General features: G+C 41.1%; 29 protein-coding genes. All 29 read right to left on the bottom strand.

What is annotated here, in order from left to right:
* Nucleotides 1-34: 34 nt before the first annotated feature.
* Entirely contained in the window at nt 35-1,078 is a 1,044-nt protein-coding gene (recA, locus tag NMK50_RS03005; protein WP_241438672.1) for a recombinase RecA, read from the bottom strand.
* Between the two features lie 614 nt (nt 1,079-1,692).
* Nucleotides 1,693-3,012 carry a replication-associated recombination protein A gene (locus tag NMK50_RS03000; RefSeq protein ID WP_254770822.1) on the bottom strand — a complete coding sequence of 440 codons (1,320 nt, stop codon included), beginning with the start codon at nt 3,010-3,012 and terminating at the stop codon, nt 1,693-1,695.
* Between the two features lie 8 nt (nt 3,013-3,020).
* Nucleotides 3,021-4,415 carry a DegQ family serine endoprotease gene (locus NMK50_RS02995; RefSeq protein ID WP_254770821.1) on the bottom strand — a complete coding sequence of 465 codons (1,395 nt, stop codon included), beginning with the start codon at nt 4,413-4,415 and terminating at the stop codon, nt 3,021-3,023.
* A 272-nt stretch (nt 4,416-4,687) separates the two neighbouring features.
* Nucleotides 4,688-5,116, bottom strand: a complete 429-nt coding sequence (gene rplQ / locus NMK50_RS02990) for a 50S ribosomal protein L17 (protein ID WP_254770820.1) — start codon at nt 5,114-5,116, stop codon at nt 4,688-4,690.
* A 25-nt stretch (nt 5,117-5,141) separates the two neighbouring features.
* The gene (locus tag NMK50_RS02985) at nt 5,142-6,155 is read right to left on the bottom strand and encodes a DNA-directed RNA polymerase subunit alpha (RefSeq protein WP_254770819.1); all 1,014 of its coding nucleotides are present in this window, start codon (nt 6,153-6,155) and stop codon (nt 5,142-5,144) included.
* A gap of 94 nt (nt 6,156-6,249) precedes the next feature.
* Complete coding sequence (gene rpsK / locus NMK50_RS02980; RefSeq protein WP_254770818.1) at nt 6,250-6,639, bottom strand: 30S ribosomal protein S11; 390 nt, start codon at nt 6,637-6,639, stop codon at nt 6,250-6,252.
* 126 nt (nt 6,640-6,765) lie between these two features.
* Nucleotides 6,766-7,134, bottom strand: coding sequence for a 30S ribosomal protein S13 (gene rpsM, locus NMK50_RS02975; RefSeq protein ID WP_241438666.1), 369 nt, complete (start codon nt 7,132-7,134; stop codon nt 6,766-6,768).
* Between the two features lie 178 nt (nt 7,135-7,312).
* The gene (locus tag NMK50_RS02970; protein ID WP_254770817.1) at nt 7,313-7,891 is read right to left on the bottom strand and encodes an adenylate kinase; all 579 of its coding nucleotides are present in this window, start codon (nt 7,889-7,891) and stop codon (nt 7,313-7,315) included.
* Nucleotides 7,888-9,234 (bottom strand): preprotein translocase subunit SecY, encoded by a 1,347-nt coding sequence (secY, locus tag NMK50_RS02965; RefSeq protein ID WP_254770816.1) that lies wholly within the window; start codon nt 9,232-9,234, stop codon nt 7,888-7,890. Before secY ends, NMK50_RS02970 begins: the two co-directional genes overlap by 4 nt.
* Nucleotides 9,235-9,389: 155 nt before the next feature.
* Nucleotides 9,390-9,869, bottom strand: a complete 480-nt coding sequence (rplO, locus tag NMK50_RS02960; protein ID WP_254770815.1) for a 50S ribosomal protein L15 — start codon at nt 9,867-9,869, stop codon at nt 9,390-9,392.
* Nucleotides 9,870-9,889: 20 nt separating this feature from the next.
* A complete protein-coding gene (gene rpmD, locus NMK50_RS02955) occupies nt 9,890-10,096 on the bottom strand; it encodes a 50S ribosomal protein L30 (RefSeq protein ID WP_254770814.1) in 207 nt (68 codons plus the stop codon).
* A 31-nt stretch (nt 10,097-10,127) separates the two neighbouring features.
* Nucleotides 10,128-10,667, bottom strand: a complete 540-nt coding sequence (gene rpsE / locus NMK50_RS02950; protein ID WP_254770813.1) for a 30S ribosomal protein S5 — start codon at nt 10,665-10,667, stop codon at nt 10,128-10,130.
* A gap of 114 nt (nt 10,668-10,781) precedes the next feature.
* Nucleotides 10,782-11,144: a 50S ribosomal protein L18 gene (rplR, locus tag NMK50_RS02945; RefSeq protein WP_256481488.1), complete on the bottom strand. Its 363-nt coding sequence runs from the start codon at nt 11,142-11,144 to the stop codon at nt 10,782-10,784.
* Nucleotides 11,145-11,156: 12 nt separating this feature from the next.
* The gene (gene rplF / locus NMK50_RS02940; RefSeq protein WP_254770812.1) at nt 11,157-11,690 is read right to left on the bottom strand and encodes a 50S ribosomal protein L6; all 534 of its coding nucleotides are present in this window, start codon (nt 11,688-11,690) and stop codon (nt 11,157-11,159) included.
* A 37-nt stretch (nt 11,691-11,727) separates the two neighbouring features.
* A complete protein-coding gene (gene rpsH, locus NMK50_RS02935; RefSeq protein WP_254770811.1) occupies nt 11,728-12,126 on the bottom strand; it encodes a 30S ribosomal protein S8 in 399 nt (132 codons plus the stop codon).
* A gap of 14 nt (nt 12,127-12,140) precedes the next feature.
* Nucleotides 12,141-12,446 (bottom strand): 30S ribosomal protein S14, encoded by a 306-nt coding sequence (gene rpsN, locus NMK50_RS02930; RefSeq protein WP_254770810.1) that lies wholly within the window; start codon nt 12,444-12,446, stop codon nt 12,141-12,143.
* Nucleotides 12,447-12,470: 24 nt separating this feature from the next.
* Nucleotides 12,471-13,028: a 50S ribosomal protein L5 gene (gene rplE, locus NMK50_RS02925; RefSeq protein WP_254770809.1), complete on the bottom strand. Its 558-nt coding sequence runs from the start codon at nt 13,026-13,028 to the stop codon at nt 12,471-12,473.
* Nucleotides 13,021-13,335 carry a 50S ribosomal protein L24 gene (rplX, locus tag NMK50_RS02920; protein WP_254770808.1) on the bottom strand — a complete coding sequence of 105 codons (315 nt, stop codon included), beginning with the start codon at nt 13,333-13,335 and terminating at the stop codon, nt 13,021-13,023. The genes rplE and rplX overlap by 8 nt, the downstream gene beginning before the upstream one ends.
* 12 nt (nt 13,336-13,347) lie before the next feature.
* Nucleotides 13,348-13,716, bottom strand: a complete 369-nt coding sequence (gene rplN, locus NMK50_RS02915) for a 50S ribosomal protein L14 (protein ID WP_241438654.1) — start codon at nt 13,714-13,716, stop codon at nt 13,348-13,350.
* A gap of 148 nt (nt 13,717-13,864) precedes the next feature.
* Nucleotides 13,865-14,104: a 30S ribosomal protein S17 gene (rpsQ, locus tag NMK50_RS02910; protein WP_254770807.1), complete on the bottom strand. Its 240-nt coding sequence runs from the start codon at nt 14,102-14,104 to the stop codon at nt 13,865-13,867.
* Between the two features lie 11 nt (nt 14,105-14,115).
* On the bottom strand, nt 14,116-14,316 hold the full coding sequence (rpmC, locus tag NMK50_RS02905) for a 50S ribosomal protein L29 (protein WP_241438650.1): 201 nt from the start codon (nt 14,314-14,316) through the stop codon (nt 14,116-14,118).
* An 11-nt stretch (nt 14,317-14,327) separates the two neighbouring features.
* Nucleotides 14,328-14,741 carry a 50S ribosomal protein L16 gene (gene rplP / locus NMK50_RS02900; RefSeq protein ID WP_004859191.1) on the bottom strand — a complete coding sequence of 138 codons (414 nt, stop codon included), beginning with the start codon at nt 14,739-14,741 and terminating at the stop codon, nt 14,328-14,330.
* A 36-nt stretch (nt 14,742-14,777) separates the two neighbouring features.
* Nucleotides 14,778-15,488 carry a 30S ribosomal protein S3 gene (rpsC, locus tag NMK50_RS02895; protein WP_254770806.1) on the bottom strand — a complete coding sequence of 237 codons (711 nt, stop codon included), beginning with the start codon at nt 15,486-15,488 and terminating at the stop codon, nt 14,778-14,780.
* On the bottom strand, nt 15,488-15,877 hold the full coding sequence (rplV, locus tag NMK50_RS02890) for a 50S ribosomal protein L22 (RefSeq protein WP_254770805.1): 390 nt from the start codon (nt 15,875-15,877) through the stop codon (nt 15,488-15,490). Before rplV ends, rpsC begins: the two co-directional genes overlap by 1 nt.
* Before the next feature lie 2 nt (nt 15,878-15,879).
* Entirely contained in the window at nt 15,880-16,158 is a 279-nt protein-coding gene (rpsS, locus tag NMK50_RS02885) for a 30S ribosomal protein S19 (protein WP_007552546.1), read from the bottom strand.
* A 15-nt stretch (nt 16,159-16,173) separates the two neighbouring features.
* Nucleotides 16,174-17,007: a 50S ribosomal protein L2 gene (gene rplB / locus NMK50_RS02880; RefSeq protein ID WP_254770804.1), complete on the bottom strand. Its 834-nt coding sequence runs from the start codon at nt 17,005-17,007 to the stop codon at nt 16,174-16,176.
* 21 nt (nt 17,008-17,028) lie between these two features.
* Nucleotides 17,029-17,322, bottom strand: coding sequence for a 50S ribosomal protein L23 (locus NMK50_RS02875; protein ID WP_254770803.1), 294 nt, complete (start codon nt 17,320-17,322; stop codon nt 17,029-17,031).
* Nucleotides 17,319-17,939 carry a 50S ribosomal protein L4 gene (rplD, locus tag NMK50_RS02870; RefSeq protein ID WP_254770802.1) on the bottom strand — a complete coding sequence of 207 codons (621 nt, stop codon included), beginning with the start codon at nt 17,937-17,939 and terminating at the stop codon, nt 17,319-17,321. Before rplD ends, NMK50_RS02875 begins: the two co-directional genes overlap by 4 nt.
* On the bottom strand, nt 17,939-18,679 hold the full coding sequence (gene rplC / locus NMK50_RS02865) for a 50S ribosomal protein L3 (protein WP_254770801.1): 741 nt from the start codon (nt 18,677-18,679) through the stop codon (nt 17,939-17,941). Before rplC ends, rplD begins: the two co-directional genes overlap by 1 nt.
* Between the last annotated feature and the right edge of the window lie 16 nt (nt 18,680-18,695).

The following is an 18,695-nucleotide window of genomic DNA, read 5'->3' as shown; positions in this document are numbered from 1 at the left end:
CACATGAATGAATTGCTGTGGCAAAAACACTCGATCATATCGTTTCATCACCTTCTGTATTTTCTGACCCCGCATTCTCTAGCAACTCAATTGCAATCAAACCAGCATTTTGCCGCAAAGCGGCTTCAATCTCTGTAGCTACTTCCGCATGTTCACGCAAAAACTGCTTTGCATTCTCACGCCCCTGTCCTAAACGCTGAGAATTATAAGAAAACCATGCTCCAGATTTTTCCACAATGCCAACTTTAACACCCAAATCGATCAATTCACCTACTTTGGAAATGCCTTCACCATAAATGATGTCAAACTCAACCTGTTTAAATGGAGGTGCTAGTTTATTCTTCACCACTTTAACACGCGTCTGATTACCAACGATTGCATCCCTATCTTTAATAGATCCAATGCGACGAATATCTAAACGAACAGAAGCATAAAACTTTAAAGCGTTTCCGCCTGTTGTCGTTTCAGGAGAACCAAACATCACACCGATTTTCATGCGAATTTGATTAATAAAGACAACCATACAGTTAGAGCGAAAAATTGCTGCTGTTAATTTTCGCAATGCTTTACTCATTAACCGTGCCTGCAATCCAGGTAAAGCATCACCCATTTCACCATCAATTTCCGCGCGCGGTGTCAAAGCAGCTACGGAATCAACAACAAGCACATCAACAGCACCAGAACGAACCAATGTTTCTGTAATTTCCAATGCCTGCTCACCAGTATCCGGCTGAGAGATAAACAAATTCTCTAAATCAACACCAAGCTTACGCGCATAAATAGGATCAAGAGCATGCTCGGCATCAATAAAAGCACAAACTCCACCAATTTTTTGTGCCTCAGCAATAGCATGAAGGGCTAATGTTGTTTTTCCAGAACTTTCTGGTCCATAAATCTCAACAATACGCCCCTTAGGCAATCCACCAACCCCCAAAGCAATATCTAAAGAGAGTGAACCCGTTGGAATCGTCTCAATTTCAACGACTTGCTCTTTTTGCCCAAGACGCATAATAGAGCCTTTACCGAAAGAACGTTCAATTTGAGAGAGAGCTGCATCGAGAGCCTTTGCTTTATCCACGATAATATCCTTGATCGATTCACAATAATCCAATACCGAGTTGTACACTGTTATTTTAGCTTAACTAAAGTCTTGAGTTTAGATTTTCACAAACTATTTCCATTCTTTTCCTCATATTGCATCTTAAATACACCGTTACTCTAAAATAAAGAAGCAATACGCCTTCTCTTATAGCACTAATATACTCCTCAAAACATCCCTCTATAAAGGAAAAACCGAGTACAGTTATAGCTCTCCTCTAGAAAAGAAACAATGTAAATTTCAACACAAACCTCAAGATACAGCCCCACTCATACTTCTTAGGACACACTGAAAAAACTCTCGCTTTTAATCAATTTCTTACGATTGATAAAAAATCAATCACCAATCAAAACGGCACGATATAATATACAACTGAAACCATAAAGATAAAATAACCAGAGAATTAAAGCGAAATCAATATTTTTAATTTACGTTTTAAGCATATCTCAATTTTAAGACAAAAGAGCCTCGCATCTTGCAGCAATAACAATCGTTTACGACATGATTGAGACCCATTAATAGAGGATGATAAATCACATAATTGATGTAAAATAAGCTTAAAGCCAACAAAAAATGTTGTCTTAATAAAAATTTCATTTTTGATTGGCCCGTTTTTTACGCAATTGCTTCCACCACGCAAGACGCTTCATAATCTCGCGCTCGAAACCACGCTCTCGTGGTTGATAATAGATCTGGCGCCCAAGTTTTTCAGGAAAATATTCCTGTCCTGAAAAAGCATTTGGCTCATCATGGTCATAACGATAACCATCTCCATACCCTTCTTCCTTCATAAATTTTGTAGGCGCATTCAGGATATGCTGAGGAGGAGGCAAAGAACCATTTTTGCGTGCACAAGACATAGCAGCCTTATAGGCGAGATATGTTGCATTTGATTTTGGTGCCGTCGCAACATAAAGACATGCCTGCGCCAAAGCCAATTCTCCTTCTGGTGATCCTAAATAATTATAAGCATCCTTTGCTGCATTACAAATAACAAGAGCTTGCGGATCTGCCAAACCAACATCTTCAACAGCCATACGAACCAATCTTCGTCCAATATAAAGAGGATCTTCTCCAGCATCAAACATACGTGCCAAATAATAAAGCGCAGCATCAGGATCAGATCCACGAACAGATTTATGCAACGCTGAAATAAGATTATAATGTCCCTCTCTTCCTTTATCATAAATGGGAGCACGACGTTGAATTATTTTTTGCAAAGAGACAGCATCAAAGATCTCTCCTGGTTGGGCATGACACCAAACGTCCTCTGCTAATGCTAAAGCTGCTCGCGCATCACCATCAGACATCCCAATTAAAACATCTCTCGCATCATCATCTAAAGGAAGAAATTTTCCTTGCACTTCTTCAGCACGCTTCAAAAGCATGCGCAAACTTTCATCATTATGTGGAAGAAATGTTAAAACACGGGCACGAGAAAGAAGGGCCGCATTAAGTTCAAAGGAAGGATTTTCCGTTGTTGCTCCAACAAGAATAAGAGTTCCATCCTCCATAACAGGAAGAAAACTATCCTGCTGTGCACGATTAAATCGATGAATTTCATCAACGAATAAAAGTGTTCGATACCCAGACATAAAACGACTCTGAGCACCTTCAAAAATTTTTTTGAGTTCAGAAATACCAGTAAAAATAGCAGAAACTTGCTCAAAAGCAAAATCTGTTTCAGCTGCTATCAAGCGCGCAACCGTTGTTTTTCCTGTTCCTGGAGGCCCCCAGAAAATCATTGAACCAATGGAGCCTGCAGCTATCATGCGTGAAAGTATGCCTTCCTCTCCAACTAAATGATCTTGTCCCATCACATCACTGAGAGAACAAGGACGCATTTTCTCTGCAAGCGGCCGATTTTTATTAATATGAAGATCAAAAAACGAAGTAAAAAAATCTTTATTCAAAAAAAACCTCAACGAATAAATTGGCGAATATACATGCCATCACGTTCATATTCTAATTGCCAAACACGCGGGCGACCTTGCAATAGAATCTTTTTTAACTGACTCACTGTCTGAATTTTATGGCCATTAACAACACGCAAAATATCTCCGGGACGAAAAATCCCCGCAGCATTGCTCATTTCATCAAGATTGGTAATCACAACACCCCTTGCAGATATTGGGAGATGAAAACGTCGACTATTTTGCGGTGTTAAATTCAAAACCTCAGCACCAGCAAGAGGCCCCTCACCAATGATTTTTTCAGATTTTAAAAATGCCGATTCCGGTATAGAGGAAACGGTTATTTGTGTCTTTAACAACTTTCCATTTCGTAAATATTCTAAAACAAGGCTGTGCCCAATACCAACTGTCATCAAACGATATCCAAGACCATCTGGACTATCAATACGCATCCCTTGCACACGCAAAACGACATCGCCTACTTTTAAACCAGCTTTAGCAGCAGGACTATCTTCGATAACCTCAATAACAAGAGCACCATAAGGGCTTTCTAAATCTAAACCACTCGCAATATCGGGTGTAACATTTTGAAAAGATGCACCAATGTAGGGGGGCACAAAATATTTTCCACCACGTTTAACAGTGTCAAGCATTACTTTTACAAGATTTGATGGAATGGCGAAACCAATCCCTACGGAACCACCTGAGCGCGAATAAATAGCCGTATTAATCCCAATGAGTTGCCCCTTCATATCAATTAAAGCTCCACCAGAATTTCCTGGATTAATGGCAGCATCTGTTTGAATAAAAAAGTCAAAATCAGAAATACCAACACGTGTACGTGCCTGCGCTGAAACAATACCACTTGTAACTGTTTGACCAACTCCAAAAGGATTACCAATCGCTAAGACAAGATCACCAACCTCAACTGCGTCCGAATCTCCTAAAGGAAGAATAGGAAACTGAGCACCCTTTGCATCAATTTCAAGAACAGCAATATCTGTCTCCTCATCTCTTAGCTTCACTTTACTTTCAAATTCACGTCCATCAGAAAGAGCAACTTTAATTTCATCTGCATCCTTAATAACGTGATAATTGGTAACAATTAAACCACGTGGATCAACAATCACCCCTGATCCTAATGATGATTGTCTTCGTAAGGGGCGATTATTTTGGAAACGACCAAAAAATTGCTCAAAAAATGGATCTCCTTCAAAAGGAGAACGCGCTCTAATTTGCCGTGCTGCATAAATATTCACAACCGAAGGAGTCGTCCTTTTAACGAGAGGAGCAAATGAAAGAGTCATTTCTTCTTGTGTTTTCGGAATTTGAGCACACGCATAATGAAAGGACATCTGTGTCATAATAACAAAAAAAAGCCCTACTAAGAGAAAATATCTCATAATCTACTCCTAAAAACCCCATCCATTCTTTAATATTAATAAGATAAGAGCCCCTCTCATCCTCCATAAACGAACAGCTTTTATTAATATTTATAATGAAGAAAAAAAACAACCATTTGAACAAAAAATATTATAAAAATAAAATAATTCAAACTTTTATAATCTTTTTACCATAGCTAGTTTTAAGTAAAAATTCTTCAAAAAGACTAATAAAAAAAACCGCCTTGAAAAGGCGGCTCTTTAAAACGCAATAAAAAGGAAACACTTTAACTTCATGAAGAAGCTTCTTTTTCATTTACAACATCTTCCGTACGTGCACGGTCTACCGCACCCTTCGCATCAATATCACGATCAACAAACTCTATAACAGCCATAGGAGCATTATCACCGGTACGAAATCCCGCTTTCATAATACGCAAATACCCACCATTACGTGATGCATAACGCGGTGCAAGCGTATCAAATAGCTTTGCGACTTTTCCCGTATCACGAAGTGCTGCAATTGCTTGCCGACGTGCATGCAACCCTCCACGCTTACCGAGTGTAACAAGCTTCTCAACAATAGGACGAATTTCTCTAGCTTTTGGTAGAGTCGTCACAATTTGCTCATGCTCAATCAATGAAACCGCCATATTAGCAAACATCGCTTTACGGTGACTGGCAGTCCGGTTCAATTTGCGACCTGACTTACTATGGCGCATGAATTATCTCCTTAAATTCTAAATTTTAATACTGATCTTCATAACGTTTAGCAAGATCATCAATGTTTTCAGGTGGCCATGCAGAAATTTCCATACCAAGATGTAACCCCATACATGCCAAAACTTCTTTAATCTCATTTAACGACTTTCGTCCAAAATTCGGCGTTCGCAACATCTCAGCTTCTGTTTTTTGAATAAGATCACCAATATAGACAATATTATCATTCTTAAGACAATTTGCCGATCGGACCGAAAGTTCTAATTCATCCACTTTCTTGAGAAGCGCGGGATTAAAAGAAAGCTCTGGATCAGGCTCTTCAACAACTTGCTTTTGCGGCTCCTCAAAATTGACAAAAAACGACAATTGATCCTGAAGAATACGTGCAGCAAAAGCAACAGCATCCTCACCATTTACAGCACCGTTTGTTTCAATCGTAAGCGTTAATTTATCATAATCCAAAACCTGACCTTCACGCGTATTTTCCACTTTATAGGAGACTTTACGAATTGGTGAATAAAGACTATCAACCGGAATAAGACCTATTCGCGCATCATCAACACAATTGCGATCAGATGGAACATAGCCTTTTCCTGTATTAACAATAAATTCCATACGAATCTCAGCATCTTCATCAAGGGTACAAATAATATGCTCTGGATTCAGTATCTCCATATCTCCAACAGTATTGATATCTCCAGCTTTTACAACACCGGGACCTTCTTTACAAACAACGACACGCTTAGGCCCCTCTTCTTCCATACGAAGTGCAATCTCTTTGATATTAAGAATAATATCTGTAACATCCTCACGAACGCCCGGAATCGATGAAAATTCGTGTAGCACACCATCAATCTGTACAGCGGTAATTGCGGCACCGCGAAGTGATGACAACAACACACGCCGAAGTGCATTCCCCAACGTTAAGCCAAAGCCACGTTCAAGAGGCTCTGCAATCACGCTCAAAACATTTGGATTATCATGCGCAGCAAACTCAACCTTACTGGGTTTAATCAGTTCCTGCCAGTTTTTCTGGATCATATTTTCATTCCCGTTCTTTAGTTCCGCTACCATTCAATCGTAACGACCAATGTGAACATCAGAGGATTCCCTGACAACAAAAAACAATACCCAATTAAACACGCCGTCTTTTTCGTGGACGACATCCATTATGAGGAATTGGTGTTACATCACGAATAGAAGTAATGACAAAACCAACAGCTTGCAAGGCACGCAAAGCAGACTCACGACCCGCCCCAGGACCACAAACTTCAACCTCCAACGAACGCATACCATGCTCTTGTGCTTTTCTAGCACAATCTTCTGCAGCGACTTGCGCTGCAAAGGGTGTAGATTTACGTGATCCCTTAAACCCCTGAGCACCAGCAGACGACCACGTAATCGTATTTCCCTGCGCATCCGTAATAGTAATCATTGTATTGTTGAATGTTGAGTTGATATGAACAACACCTGATGAAATATTTTTACGCTCGCGACGACGAACACGTGTGGCTTCCTTGGCCATAATCTTCCTTTCAACGATCTCTTCACTGCCGTAACACCAGCAGCTCCACCTTCCTTGTTCTCATTAAAAATGAACAAACAAGAAACAAAACACTTTAAAAAACAAACCTTTTTTTCTAAAAGACTGTTACTTTTTCTTACCAGCGATTGCTTTAGCTGGCCCCTTACGAGTACGCGCATTTGTATGCGTACGCTGTCCACGAACAGGCAACGAACGACGATGACGCAAACCACGATAACAACCAAGGTCCATCAAACGTTTAACATTCATAGCAACTTCACGCCGAAGGTCACCTTCAACTTGATAACCTTGATCTATCGCCTCACGGATTTGCAATACCTCAGCATCAGAAAGTTCATGAACACGACGCCCTATGGGAATACCAACTTTTTTAGTAATTTCTTGAGCAAATTTTGGTCCAATCCCATGAATATACTGAAGCGCAACGATAACACGCTTATTTGTCGGGATATTGACGCCAGCAATACGAGCCACGCCTACTCTCCTTGATTTATATTGACATTAGCCGCAAAATACACGATGCATTTTACAGAAAAACATGATCCGACACAAATATACACCGAATCTTAATACCTTACCGAAATAGATTGGAATTCTTTTGATAGATATTACAAAAAAAGTCAACACTTTTCATTTATTTCTAAAAAAAATGTTATTGAAGAAACTCTCTAATCACACGTGACACTTCATCAATACCAATCATCCCATCAATGACCTTTAATAACCCTCTTTCCGAATAAAATTTTGAGAGAGGAGCTGTTTTTTCACGATATTCTACTAACCGCTTCGCAAATGCAACAGAATTATCATCTAAACGAACCTGCTCACCAGCAGCGATTGTCTCTTCAACACGCCTCTTCATTCTCTCAATCAGCGCATCTTCATCAACCCTCAACTCAATAACAGCATCAAGCCGCATATTTTTTGACTGCAAAATCTTTTGCAATGATTCTGCCTGTCCTACCGTCCGCGGATATCCATCCAAAACAAAACCGTTTACACAATCACTTTCATCAATTCGATCTGATACAATTTGATTAACAATGTTATCAGAAACCAAAGCACCAGAACACATAACAGCTTTGGCTTTTTTTCCAATCTCTGTCTCTTTGGCAATCACTTCACGCAACATATCGCCTGTTGATAACTGAGGGATATTATACCTCTCCGTTAACATTTTAGCTTGTGTACCTTTTCCAGCCCCTGGAGGTCCTAAAAGAATAACTCTCATCGATTCCTTCTACCTCCACGAAGTTTTGATTTTTTAATCAAACCTTCGTATTGATGAGCAACAAGATGTCCTTGAATTTGAGCAACTGTATCAAGTGTAACTGTAACAACAATCAACAAAGACGTTCCTCCAAGATAAAAAGGAACCTGTAACGCAGATATCATAAATTCAGGCAATAAACAGACCAAAATAATATACATCGCCCCGACAACAGTAATACGTGTCAAAACATAATCAATATATTCAGCCGTACGCTCACCAGGACGAACGCCCGGAATAAAACCAGAATGTTTTTTTAACTGGTCTGCTGTATCACTTGGATTAAATACAATCGCCGTATAAAAAAAGCAAAAAAACGCCATCAAAAATGCATAAACAATCATATAAAGTGGTTGCCCATGGCTAAGAGAATAAGAAATAGCCTGCATCCATTGGGGCATTTTATCAGAAAAATTATTAATAGTCGCAGGCAGCAATAATAAAGATGAAGCAAAAATGGGTGGAATAACACCAGCGGTATTCAATTTTAAAGGCAGATGCGACATATCACCTTGAAAAATTTGATTGCCAACCTGACGTTTGGGGTACTGAATAAGAATCCGTCGTTGTGCACGCTCTACAAAAACAATAACTCCAATAACAGAAACCGCGATAAGAACAATTCCTATCAGCAAAAAAGTTGACAAATCAGCCTGACTATGGGCAGTCAACAGTTGGGCAAAAGTGGAAGGAAGATTAGCAACAATACCTGTAAAAATAATAAGGGACACCCCATTACCAACACCACGTGAAGTAATCTGCTCACCAAGCCACATGAGAAACATTGTTCCACCAACAAGGGTAATAACAGAAGAAATACGAAAAATAAGACCGGGATCGACAACAATTTGGAGTCCTGTTCCTATCCCAGTTTCAAGAGCAACAGCAATACCAAATGCTTGCAAAATCGCTAAAATTACCGTCACATAACGCGTATACTGGTTAATAATTTTACGGCCAAGTTCCCCCTCTTTTTTGAGAGCTTCTAAGGAAGGAATCACTGAAGTTAATAACTGCACAATAATGGAAGCTGATATATAAGGCATTATACCCAATGCAAAAATTGCCATACGCCCAACAGCACCTCCCGCAAACATATTAAACAATCCCAAAACACCAGATGCATGATGTTCAAATGTCTGCCGTAAAGAATCAATATTGACACCAGGAAGAGAGATATAAGTACCAAAGCGATAGACAAGAAGTGCTGCTAAAGTAAACCAAATGCGCTTTTTCAATTCAGTTGCACGCGCAAAGGTACCAAAGCTCACATTGGAAGCAAATTGCTCTGCCGCTGATGCCATAAAACGTCTCCTATTTATACTCCAGTTCTCTAAGTCACAGAAGTATAACCCTTAAAATTTATATTGTCACACATAAACAAATATAAAAATTAAATAATTTTTCCTAAAAGGCACCCTCAATGAAGTACCTAAACTTCCCTAGAATATCATTTACATCAAAATGAGCTTACTGGAACAACTTCAGGAAGAATAACTTGCCCACCAGCTTTTTCAACCTTAACACGAGCAGCCTCAGAAGCACCAGAAACATGAACGATAACTTTTGCTCTCAACTCACCATCAGAAAGGAGACGTACCCCATCCTTCACACGACGAACAATACCAGCTTCTTTCAAAGAAACAATATCAATAGGCTTTTCAATATCCAACTTACCTGTATCAATTGCCAACTGAATACGTCCTAGAGAAACTTCATTATACGTTTTAGCAAAGAAGTTTCTAAATCCACGCTTTGGTAAACGACGATAAATGGGCATTTGCCCACCTTCAAAACCATTAAGCGAAACACCAGAACGTGATTTTTGTCCTTTTACACCACGCCCACCCGTTTTGCCGGTACCAGAACCAACACCACGCCCAACACGTTTACGATTTCTTGTTGCACCTTCGCGATCACGCAGCTCATTGAGTCTCATATCTTATACTCCCGCAACCTTTAACCTTCATCTATAACACGAACAAGATGGCTAACCTTAGCAATCATCCCCCGCACACAAAGGGTATCTTCTAAAACACGCCGCCGATGCATTTTATTTAATCCGAGCCCCTTCAAGGTTGCACGCTGAATCTGTGGATTCCGAATTGGGCTTCCAATTTGTTCTATCGTCACAGTTTTACCACTCTGAGATTTTTTCTGAACCATTTCCTAATTCCTTTTCTGATAATCTCAGAAACTAACCTTCCCCGTCAACTAAATGACGACGCCGCGCTTGTAAAGTCGAATATTTGATACCACGTTGGGCAGCAATGTCTCTAGGATGCATTTGATTCTTCAACGCATCAAACGTCGCACGCACCATGTTATATGGATTCGACGAACCGAGTGATTTTGCAACAACATCCTGCATACCAAGAGTTTCAAAAATAGCGCGTATTGGCCCACCAGCAATAATACCAGTACCAGCAGAAGCTGAACGTAATAAAACACGACCTGCTCCATGACGCCCCTCAAGATCATGATGTAATGTCCGTCCAGACCGTAGAGGGACATAAATCATTCCACGCCTTGCCGCTTCTGTAGCCTTACGAACTGCCTCTGGCACTTCACGCGCTTTACCATGGCCAAAACCTACACGACCTTTTTGATCTCCAACAACAACAAGAGCAGCAAAACCAAAACGGCGACCACCCTTTACAACTTTAGCAACACGATTGATATGAACAAGTCTATCGACAAATTCATTCTCACGCTCATCACGCTCTTTCTGTGCCATTCCTCATTCCTTTTTCTTTTCCGGAAGCACTCTAACAAAATTCTCCTTTAATAGCAGAAGAACTCACACGAAACACCTTAAAATCTTCTTACTTAAGCTTCTAAATAAAAGACTTTAGAAGTTCAAACCACACTCACGAGCAGCTTCAGCCAAAGCCTTTACTCTACCATGATAAACATATGCCCCACGATCAAAAATCACTTCATTAACACCGGCTTCTTTTGCACGCTCAGCAATTAATTTACCAACAGCAAAAGCTGCCTCTTTATCACTACCATTTTTTAATGACTTTTTTAATTCACCCTCAAGAGTGGATGCCGCAACGAGGGTATGCCCACGCGAATCATCAATAATTTGAGCATAAATGTTCTGATTCGAACGATAAACACTAAGGCGTGGACGACCACTAGAAACCATTTTTATTCTACGACGAACACGTCGTGCACGACGCTGGATAATGCCCTTAGAAGAAACCATAATACAAAATTCCTATTTCTTTTTACCTTCTTTACGAAAGATACGCTCATCAGCATGTTTCACACCTTTACCTTTGTAAGGCTCAGGTCTACGATATTCGCGAATCTCCGCTGCAACTTGCCCAACCTGCTGCTTATCAATTCCAGAAATAACAATTTCCGTAGGCTTCGGAACCGTCACAGTAATGCCTGATGGTACTTTATAAATAACATCATGCGAAAAACCTAACGACAGCTGAACATCCCTCCCCTGTAAAGCGGCACGATAACCAACTCCGTTGATCTCCAGTCTCTTTTCAAAACCATCTTTCACACCACAAAAAATATTCTCAATCATCGAGCGCGACATTCCCCATTTAGAGCGTGCATCTTTTGACTGATCTCGCGGTGAAACCATTACAAAATTTTCCTCACATTTCACTAAAACTTCATCATTAACAACATAACTGAGCTCACCTTTCGGACCTTTTGCCTTAACCAGTTGCCCTTCAACAGTTGCAGTAACCCCAGAAGGAATTGAAATGGGTTTTTTTCCAATACGAGACATTATTCTAACCTACTTTTTTCTGTTTTCTCAACATTACTTAGAAAACACGACAAAGGAGCTCTCCACCAACATTTTGTTCACGCGCTTCATGATCCGCCATAACACCTTTAGGAGTGGATAAAATTGAAATACCAAGACCATTTGCCACTTGAGGAAGGGACTTAGCAGAAACATAAACACGACGACCAGGCTTTGAAACACGTGAAACCTCACGAATAGCAGCCAACCCTTCAAAATATTTCAACTCGATTTCAATTTCAGATTTTCCACCACCTAAATCGACTTGCTTATAGCCACGAATATAACCTTCAGACTGAAGAACATCAAGAACACGCACACGAAGCTTAGAAGCAGGTGTAATCACTTTGTTTTTTTTACGACCAAGCGCATTACGAATACGCGTTAACATATCACCAAGAGGATCTGACATAGACATTGAGTAATCTCCTCTTACCAACTAGATTTAACAATGCCCGGAATATGGCCTATAGAGCCAAGTTCACGTAACGCAATCCGCGACATTTTTAGTTTACGATAATAAGCCCGTGGACGTCCCGAAACCTCACAACGATTACGAACTCGAACCTTTGCAGAATTACGTGGTAATCCTGCCAATTGCACAGAAGCCTTAAAGCGCTCTTCAAGAGAAATCTTCTGATCCATAACAATCGCTTTCAAACGTGCACGACGTGCTGCATAACGTTTTACCATTGCTTCACGATGCTTATTTTTTTCAACGGCACTTACTTTGGCCATAATCTTACCTCGCTACATTTGCCGTTACGAACGAAAAGGAAAATTAAAAGCACGCAACAATTCACGCGCCTCATCATCCGTTTTTGCTGTCGTACAAACGATAATATCCATGCCCCAAATTTGATCAACTTTATCATAATTAATCTCTGGAAACACAATGTGTTCTTTAATACCCATAGCAAAATTACCACGACCATCAAAGCTTTTTGGGTTCAAACCACGAAAATCACGAACCCGCGGAAGCGCAATCGTAACAAGACGATCCAAAAATTCAAACATACGATCTTTACGCAATGTAACTTTAGCCCCAAGCGGCATCCCTTCACGAACCTTAAAGGTCGCAATGGAATTACGTGCGCGGGTAACAACAGCCTTCTGACCTGTTATCAACCCCAAATCTTCAGCAGCAATAGACGGCTTCTTAGAATCGGCAGTCGCTTCACCAATTCCCATATTAACCACAATTTTATCAACCCGCGGAATTTGCATCGCATTCTTATAATTAAACTTTTCTTGCAACGCTTTACGAACCACTTCAAAATAATGCGTTTTCATGCGTGGCGTTTGTTTTTCTTCAGCCATTAATCAACTCTCCCGAACGCTTGGCAAAACGGACCTTATTACCATCTGCATTCACACGAAAACCTACACGCGTAGGCCTACCATTTTTAGGATCAGCAATCGCTAAATTAGATAGATGAATCGGCGCTTCTTTAGAAACAATCCCAGCTTCTTGTTTTTGTGTTTGGCGTTGATGACGTTTAATCATATTAATGCCACGAACAAGAGCCTTACTTTCCTTTGGATACACCTTAATTACTTCACCACTACATCCTTTATCCTTACCGGATAAAACAACGACTTTATCACCTTTTCGAATCTTTTGCATAACAACCACCCCTTACAACACTTCAGGAGCGAGGGAAATGATCTTCATATGATTCCTACCACGAAGTTCGCGAGGAACAGGTCCAAAGATACGTGTACCAATCGGCTCTTTCTTATTATCAACCAAAACAGCAGCATTACTATCAAAGCGAATAACACTACCGTCTACGCGACGAATATCTTTAGCAGTACGAACCACTACCGCTTTCATCACATCACCTTTTTTAACTCGACCACGAGGAATAGCATCCTTGACCGAAACAACAATAATGTCACCGACCGAAGCATATTTACGCTTTGAACCGCCTAACACTTTGATGCACATGACACGACGCGCACCCGAATTATCGGCAACGTCGAGGTTTGTTTGCATCTGAATCATGACTGGCCACCTTCTCTTAACACTGATATCCGGTTATGCCTCTAACACACCCGGATTTATCTGCCAAATAACCATAAATCTATTATCCAAAAAAACTATAAATAGAAAGAAATCTACCGCTAACTTTTATAACAATAAACCCCATTAACTACGCTACACTGCTTTTAAGAACAATCCAACATTTATCTTTCGAAATCGGTTTAGATTCCTGAATAAAAATCTGATCTCCAATTTTAAATTGGTTATCCTCATCATGTGCCTTATATTTCTTAGACTTTCTAACAGTCTTTTTAAGAAGCGGATGAGAATAGCGCCGCTCCACTTTAACAACGACAGTTTTATCGTTCTTGTCGCTTACGACAACACCCTGTAAAATGCGTTTAGGCATCTCTTATTTCCTCAAACCTTACTTTCGTTTATCTTCTGACGAAGAAAAGTTTTAACACGCGCGATATCACGACGAACCTGCCTAACACGTGCAGTCTTTTCCAATTGACCCGTTGCTTTTTGAAAGCGCAAATTAAACTGCTCTTTCTTCAACTTAACCAACTCATCTTTCATTTGGTCGAGCGTTTGCGCCCGTAATTCTGTGGCTCTCATCGCTTACCTCTTTATTCAGCAATACGCTGTATGAAACGCGTTTTAATAGGTAACTTTGCAGCACCCAATCTTAATGCTTCACGCGCCACATCCTCAGGAACCCCATCAAGTTCAAACATGATACGTCCAGGTGCGACACGAGTAGCCCAATAATCAACGCTTCCCTTACCTTTACCCATACGAACTTCAGTCGGTTTAGATGTCACTGGAAGATCTGGGAAAATACGAATCCATACACGACCAGAACGCTTCATATAACGTGTAATGGCACGACGCGCCGCTTCAATTTGGCGGGCAGTAATCCTCTCAGGCTCCACAGCCTTCAGTCCGTAAGCACCGAAATTCAAATCCGTACCACCTTTTGAAACGCCGTGAATGCGGCCCTTAAATTGTTTACGGAACTTTGTGCGCTTTGGCTGCAACATTGCTCTCTACTCCAAATTTTAGTTTAATCACAAAAACTAAGCATTTTCGCGACGACGATTCGATGAAGAACCAGAATGATCAGCTTCCGTAGCACGACGTTCTGAAGCCATCGGGTCATGTTCAAGGATCTCACCTTTAAAGACCCAAACTTTAACACCACAAATACCATAAGCGGTCTTAGCTTCTGCTGTACCGTAATCAACATCAGAACGCAAGGTATGAAGTGGAACACGGCCTTCACGATACCATTCCATACGAGCAATTTCAGCACCACCAAGACGACCAGAACAATTGATACGAATTCCTTCTGCTCCAAGACGCATAGCTGATTGAACAGCACGTTTCATCGCACGTCGAAAAGCAACACGACGTTCTAACTGCTGGGCAATTGATTGCGCAATAATCGTAGCATCAGTTTCCGGTTTACGAATTTCCACGATATTCAATGAAGTCTCAGCATTTGTCATTTCCGAAAGCTTACGACGAAGCTTCTCGATATCAGCACCTTTTTTACCAATAATCAAACCGGGACGCGCTGAATGAATCGTTACACGACATTTTTTATGGGGGCGTTCAATAACAACCTTAGAAATAGCTGCCTGCTTCAACTCTTCAAGCACATACGAACGGATCGCCAAATCTTCATGAAGAAGACGCCCATATTCACCACTATCAGCATACCAACGGGAATCCCAAGTCCGATTAATTCCAAGACGAAGTCCTATTGGATTGATCTTCTGACCCATTATGCGGCCTCCACTTTTTCGGTAACTTCACGAACAATAATAGTAAGATGTGAAAATGGACGTTCAATTCGACTAGCACGTCCACGACCACGAACATGAAAACGTTTCATCACTATCGACTTACCAACATAAGCTTCCGCAACAATGAGCGAATCAATATCAAGATCATGGTTATTTTCTGCATTTGCAACCGCTGATTCAAGAGTTTTTTTCACAGTTTCAGCAATACGTTTACGTGAAAACGTCAAATCAGCGAGCGCGACATTAACTCTTTTACCACGAATCATCGCAGCAACCAAATTAAGCTTCTGCTGACTAACACGAATTGTCCGATTGATCGCTTTTGCTTCGTTATCCTTAAGCTGGCGCGGAACTTTAGCTTTTCCCATCCCTATTTCCTCTTCGCTTTCTTATCTGCACCATGCCCATAATAAGTCCTAGTGGGAGAAAACTCACCAAACTTATGCCCTACCATCTCTTCAGAAACAGAAACAGGAATATGCTTATTACCATTGTAAACACCAAAAGTTAAACCAACAAATTGTGGTAAAATAGTAGAGCGACGACTCCATATTTTAATAACTTCATTGCGTCCACTCGCACGGACCTTTTCTGCTTTTCCAAGAAGATAGCCGTCAACAAACGGACCTTTCCAAACCGAACGAACCACTTCAGACTACCTTTCTCATTTCTTGCGCTGATGACGCGTGCGCATAATAAACTTATCAGTGGCTTTATTAGAGCGCGTACGCTTACCTTTTGTAGGTTTACCCCAAGGAGACACTGGATGACGTCCCCCTGATGTACGACCTTCACCACCACCATGTGGATGATCAACTGGATTCATAGCAACACCACGAACATGTGGACGCTTACCACGCCAACGCGACCGTCCTGCCTTACCATCATTAATATTTCCATGATCAGGATTTGAAACTGCACCAACCGTTGCAAAGCAACGACCAGATACCAAACGCTGTTCTCCAGAATTAAGACGAAGAATAGCCATTCCTTGATCACGTCCAACCAACTGCGCATAAGTGCCAGCTGAACGGGCAATTTGACCACCTTTTCCCGGCTTCATTTCAACATTATGAATAATCGTACCAACCGGCATATTCCCAAGAGGCATCGCATTGCCTGGTTTTACATCGACATTAGAACCGGCTATAATAAAATCGCCGACACCAAGACGCTGTGGTGCAAGTATATAACTTAACTGACCGTCTTCATAACGTATTAATGCAATAAAAGCAGTTCGATTTGGATCGTACTCCAAACGCTCAACTTTTGCAGCAACATCACGTTTGAGGCGCTTGAAATCAACAAACCGATAGCTGCGTTTATGTCTACCACCCTGAAAACGAGCAGTAACACGACCACGATTATTACGCCCACCTTTTGACAACAGGCCTTCTGTTAACGTCTTTTCAGGCTTACCTTTATAAAGAGAAGAGCGATCGACAATAACAAGTTGACGCTGTCCAGGTGTCGTTGGATTAAAGTGCTTAAGTGCCATTATTCTTATCTCCGAACCGCTTTAAAGTCCTGTTGAAACGTCGATAGACTGACCTCTAGCCAGCGTTACGATCGCTTTTTTGACATCATTCTGCCGACCAACAATGCCTTTGAAACGCTTTACCTTGCCTTTACGAACTATCGTGTTAACTGCCTTAACTTTAACGCTAAAAAGCGCTTCAACAGCCGCTTTAATTTCAGGCTTTGTCGCTTTTGGTGCAACATTAAAAGCAACTTGATTATACTCGGAAATCATAGTCGACTTTTCAGTAATAACTGGACTAACAATTATATCATAATGGCGAAGGTCTGTCATTTAAAACGCTCCTCAAGAGCCTCTACAGCTGCTCTTGATAAAACAAGCTTGCTGCGACGCAAAATATCATAAACATTAATCCCCTGAATTGGCAAAATATCAATATTAGGAATATTAGACGCAGCACGTGAAAAATGAACATCAATTTCTTTACCACCCACTAAAAGAGCATTATCAAACCCAAGTTCAGAAAACCGAGAAACAAGCACTCTCGTTTTAGCGTCCTTAATACGCAAATCATCAACAACAATTAAATCATTCGTCTTAAATTTTGCCGACAAAGCAAGACGCACTCCGAGCGCACGAATCTTCTTAGGAAGATCACACGCATGGCTACGAAACACAGGACCATGCGCCTTACCACCACCTCGAAACTGCGGCGCACGGGCAGATGAATGTCGAGCACGTCCCGTTCCTTTTTGCTTAAACATCTTTGCCCCTGTTCGCGACACATCAGATCGTCCCTGTGATTGATGTGTCCCCTGTTGACGACGAGCAAGCTGCCAACGAACGACACGTTGCAAAATATCCTCACGTGGAACAAGACCAAAAATACCCTCAGAAACTTCTAATTTACCAGCTTCATTACCATCAAGGGTTTTAATTACAAGATCCATTACTCGGCTCCCTCAATTCCAGAGGTTTCCATCACTGGAGCAACCATTTCCGTTTTTTCTTTCTCAACACGGCGAATACCAGCGGGTTTAGGCACATTATCAGGAAGACGTTTTTTTATAGCATCACGAACCAAAATCCAAGCACCTTTAGACCCAGAAACAGCGCCACGGACCAAAATTAAACCACGCTCAATATCTGTAGAGACCACCTCAATATTCTGCGTCGTTACACGAACATGCCCCATATGACCAGCCATTTTTTTACCTTTAAACACCTTACCCGGATCTTGACACTGTCCTGTCGATCCATGCGCACGATGTGTAATTGAATTACCATGTGATGCACGATGTCCACCGAAATTATGCCGCTTCATAACACCAGCAAAACCTTTACCAATACTCGTACCTGTCACATCAACGCGCTGACCTGGAACAAAATGTTCCACGGTAATCTCAGTACCGACATCAAGAAGATTATCGGGACTGACACGAAACTCCGCTATTTTTGCTTTCGGCTCAACAGAAGCCCTAGCAAAATGCCCACGAAGAGCTTGCGAAGTATTTTTAACTTTAGCAAAGCCTACACCTAGTTGAACAGCAGTATAGCCATTCTTTTCAACTGTACGCTGAGCAATAACTTGACAATTCTCCAAACGAAGTACTGTTACCGGCACATGCTCACCAGCTTCATTATAAATACGGGTCATGCCCAGCTTCTGTGCTATTACACCTGAACGCATCGGGTCTGTTCCTTCT

Origin of the sequence: Bartonella harrusi (assembly GCF_024297065.1) — a bacterium.
GTDB classification, from domain to species: domain Bacteria; phylum Pseudomonadota; class Alphaproteobacteria; order Rhizobiales; family Rhizobiaceae; genus Bartonella; species Bartonella harrusi.
This window is presented reverse-complemented; position numbering and strand designations above follow the sequence as displayed.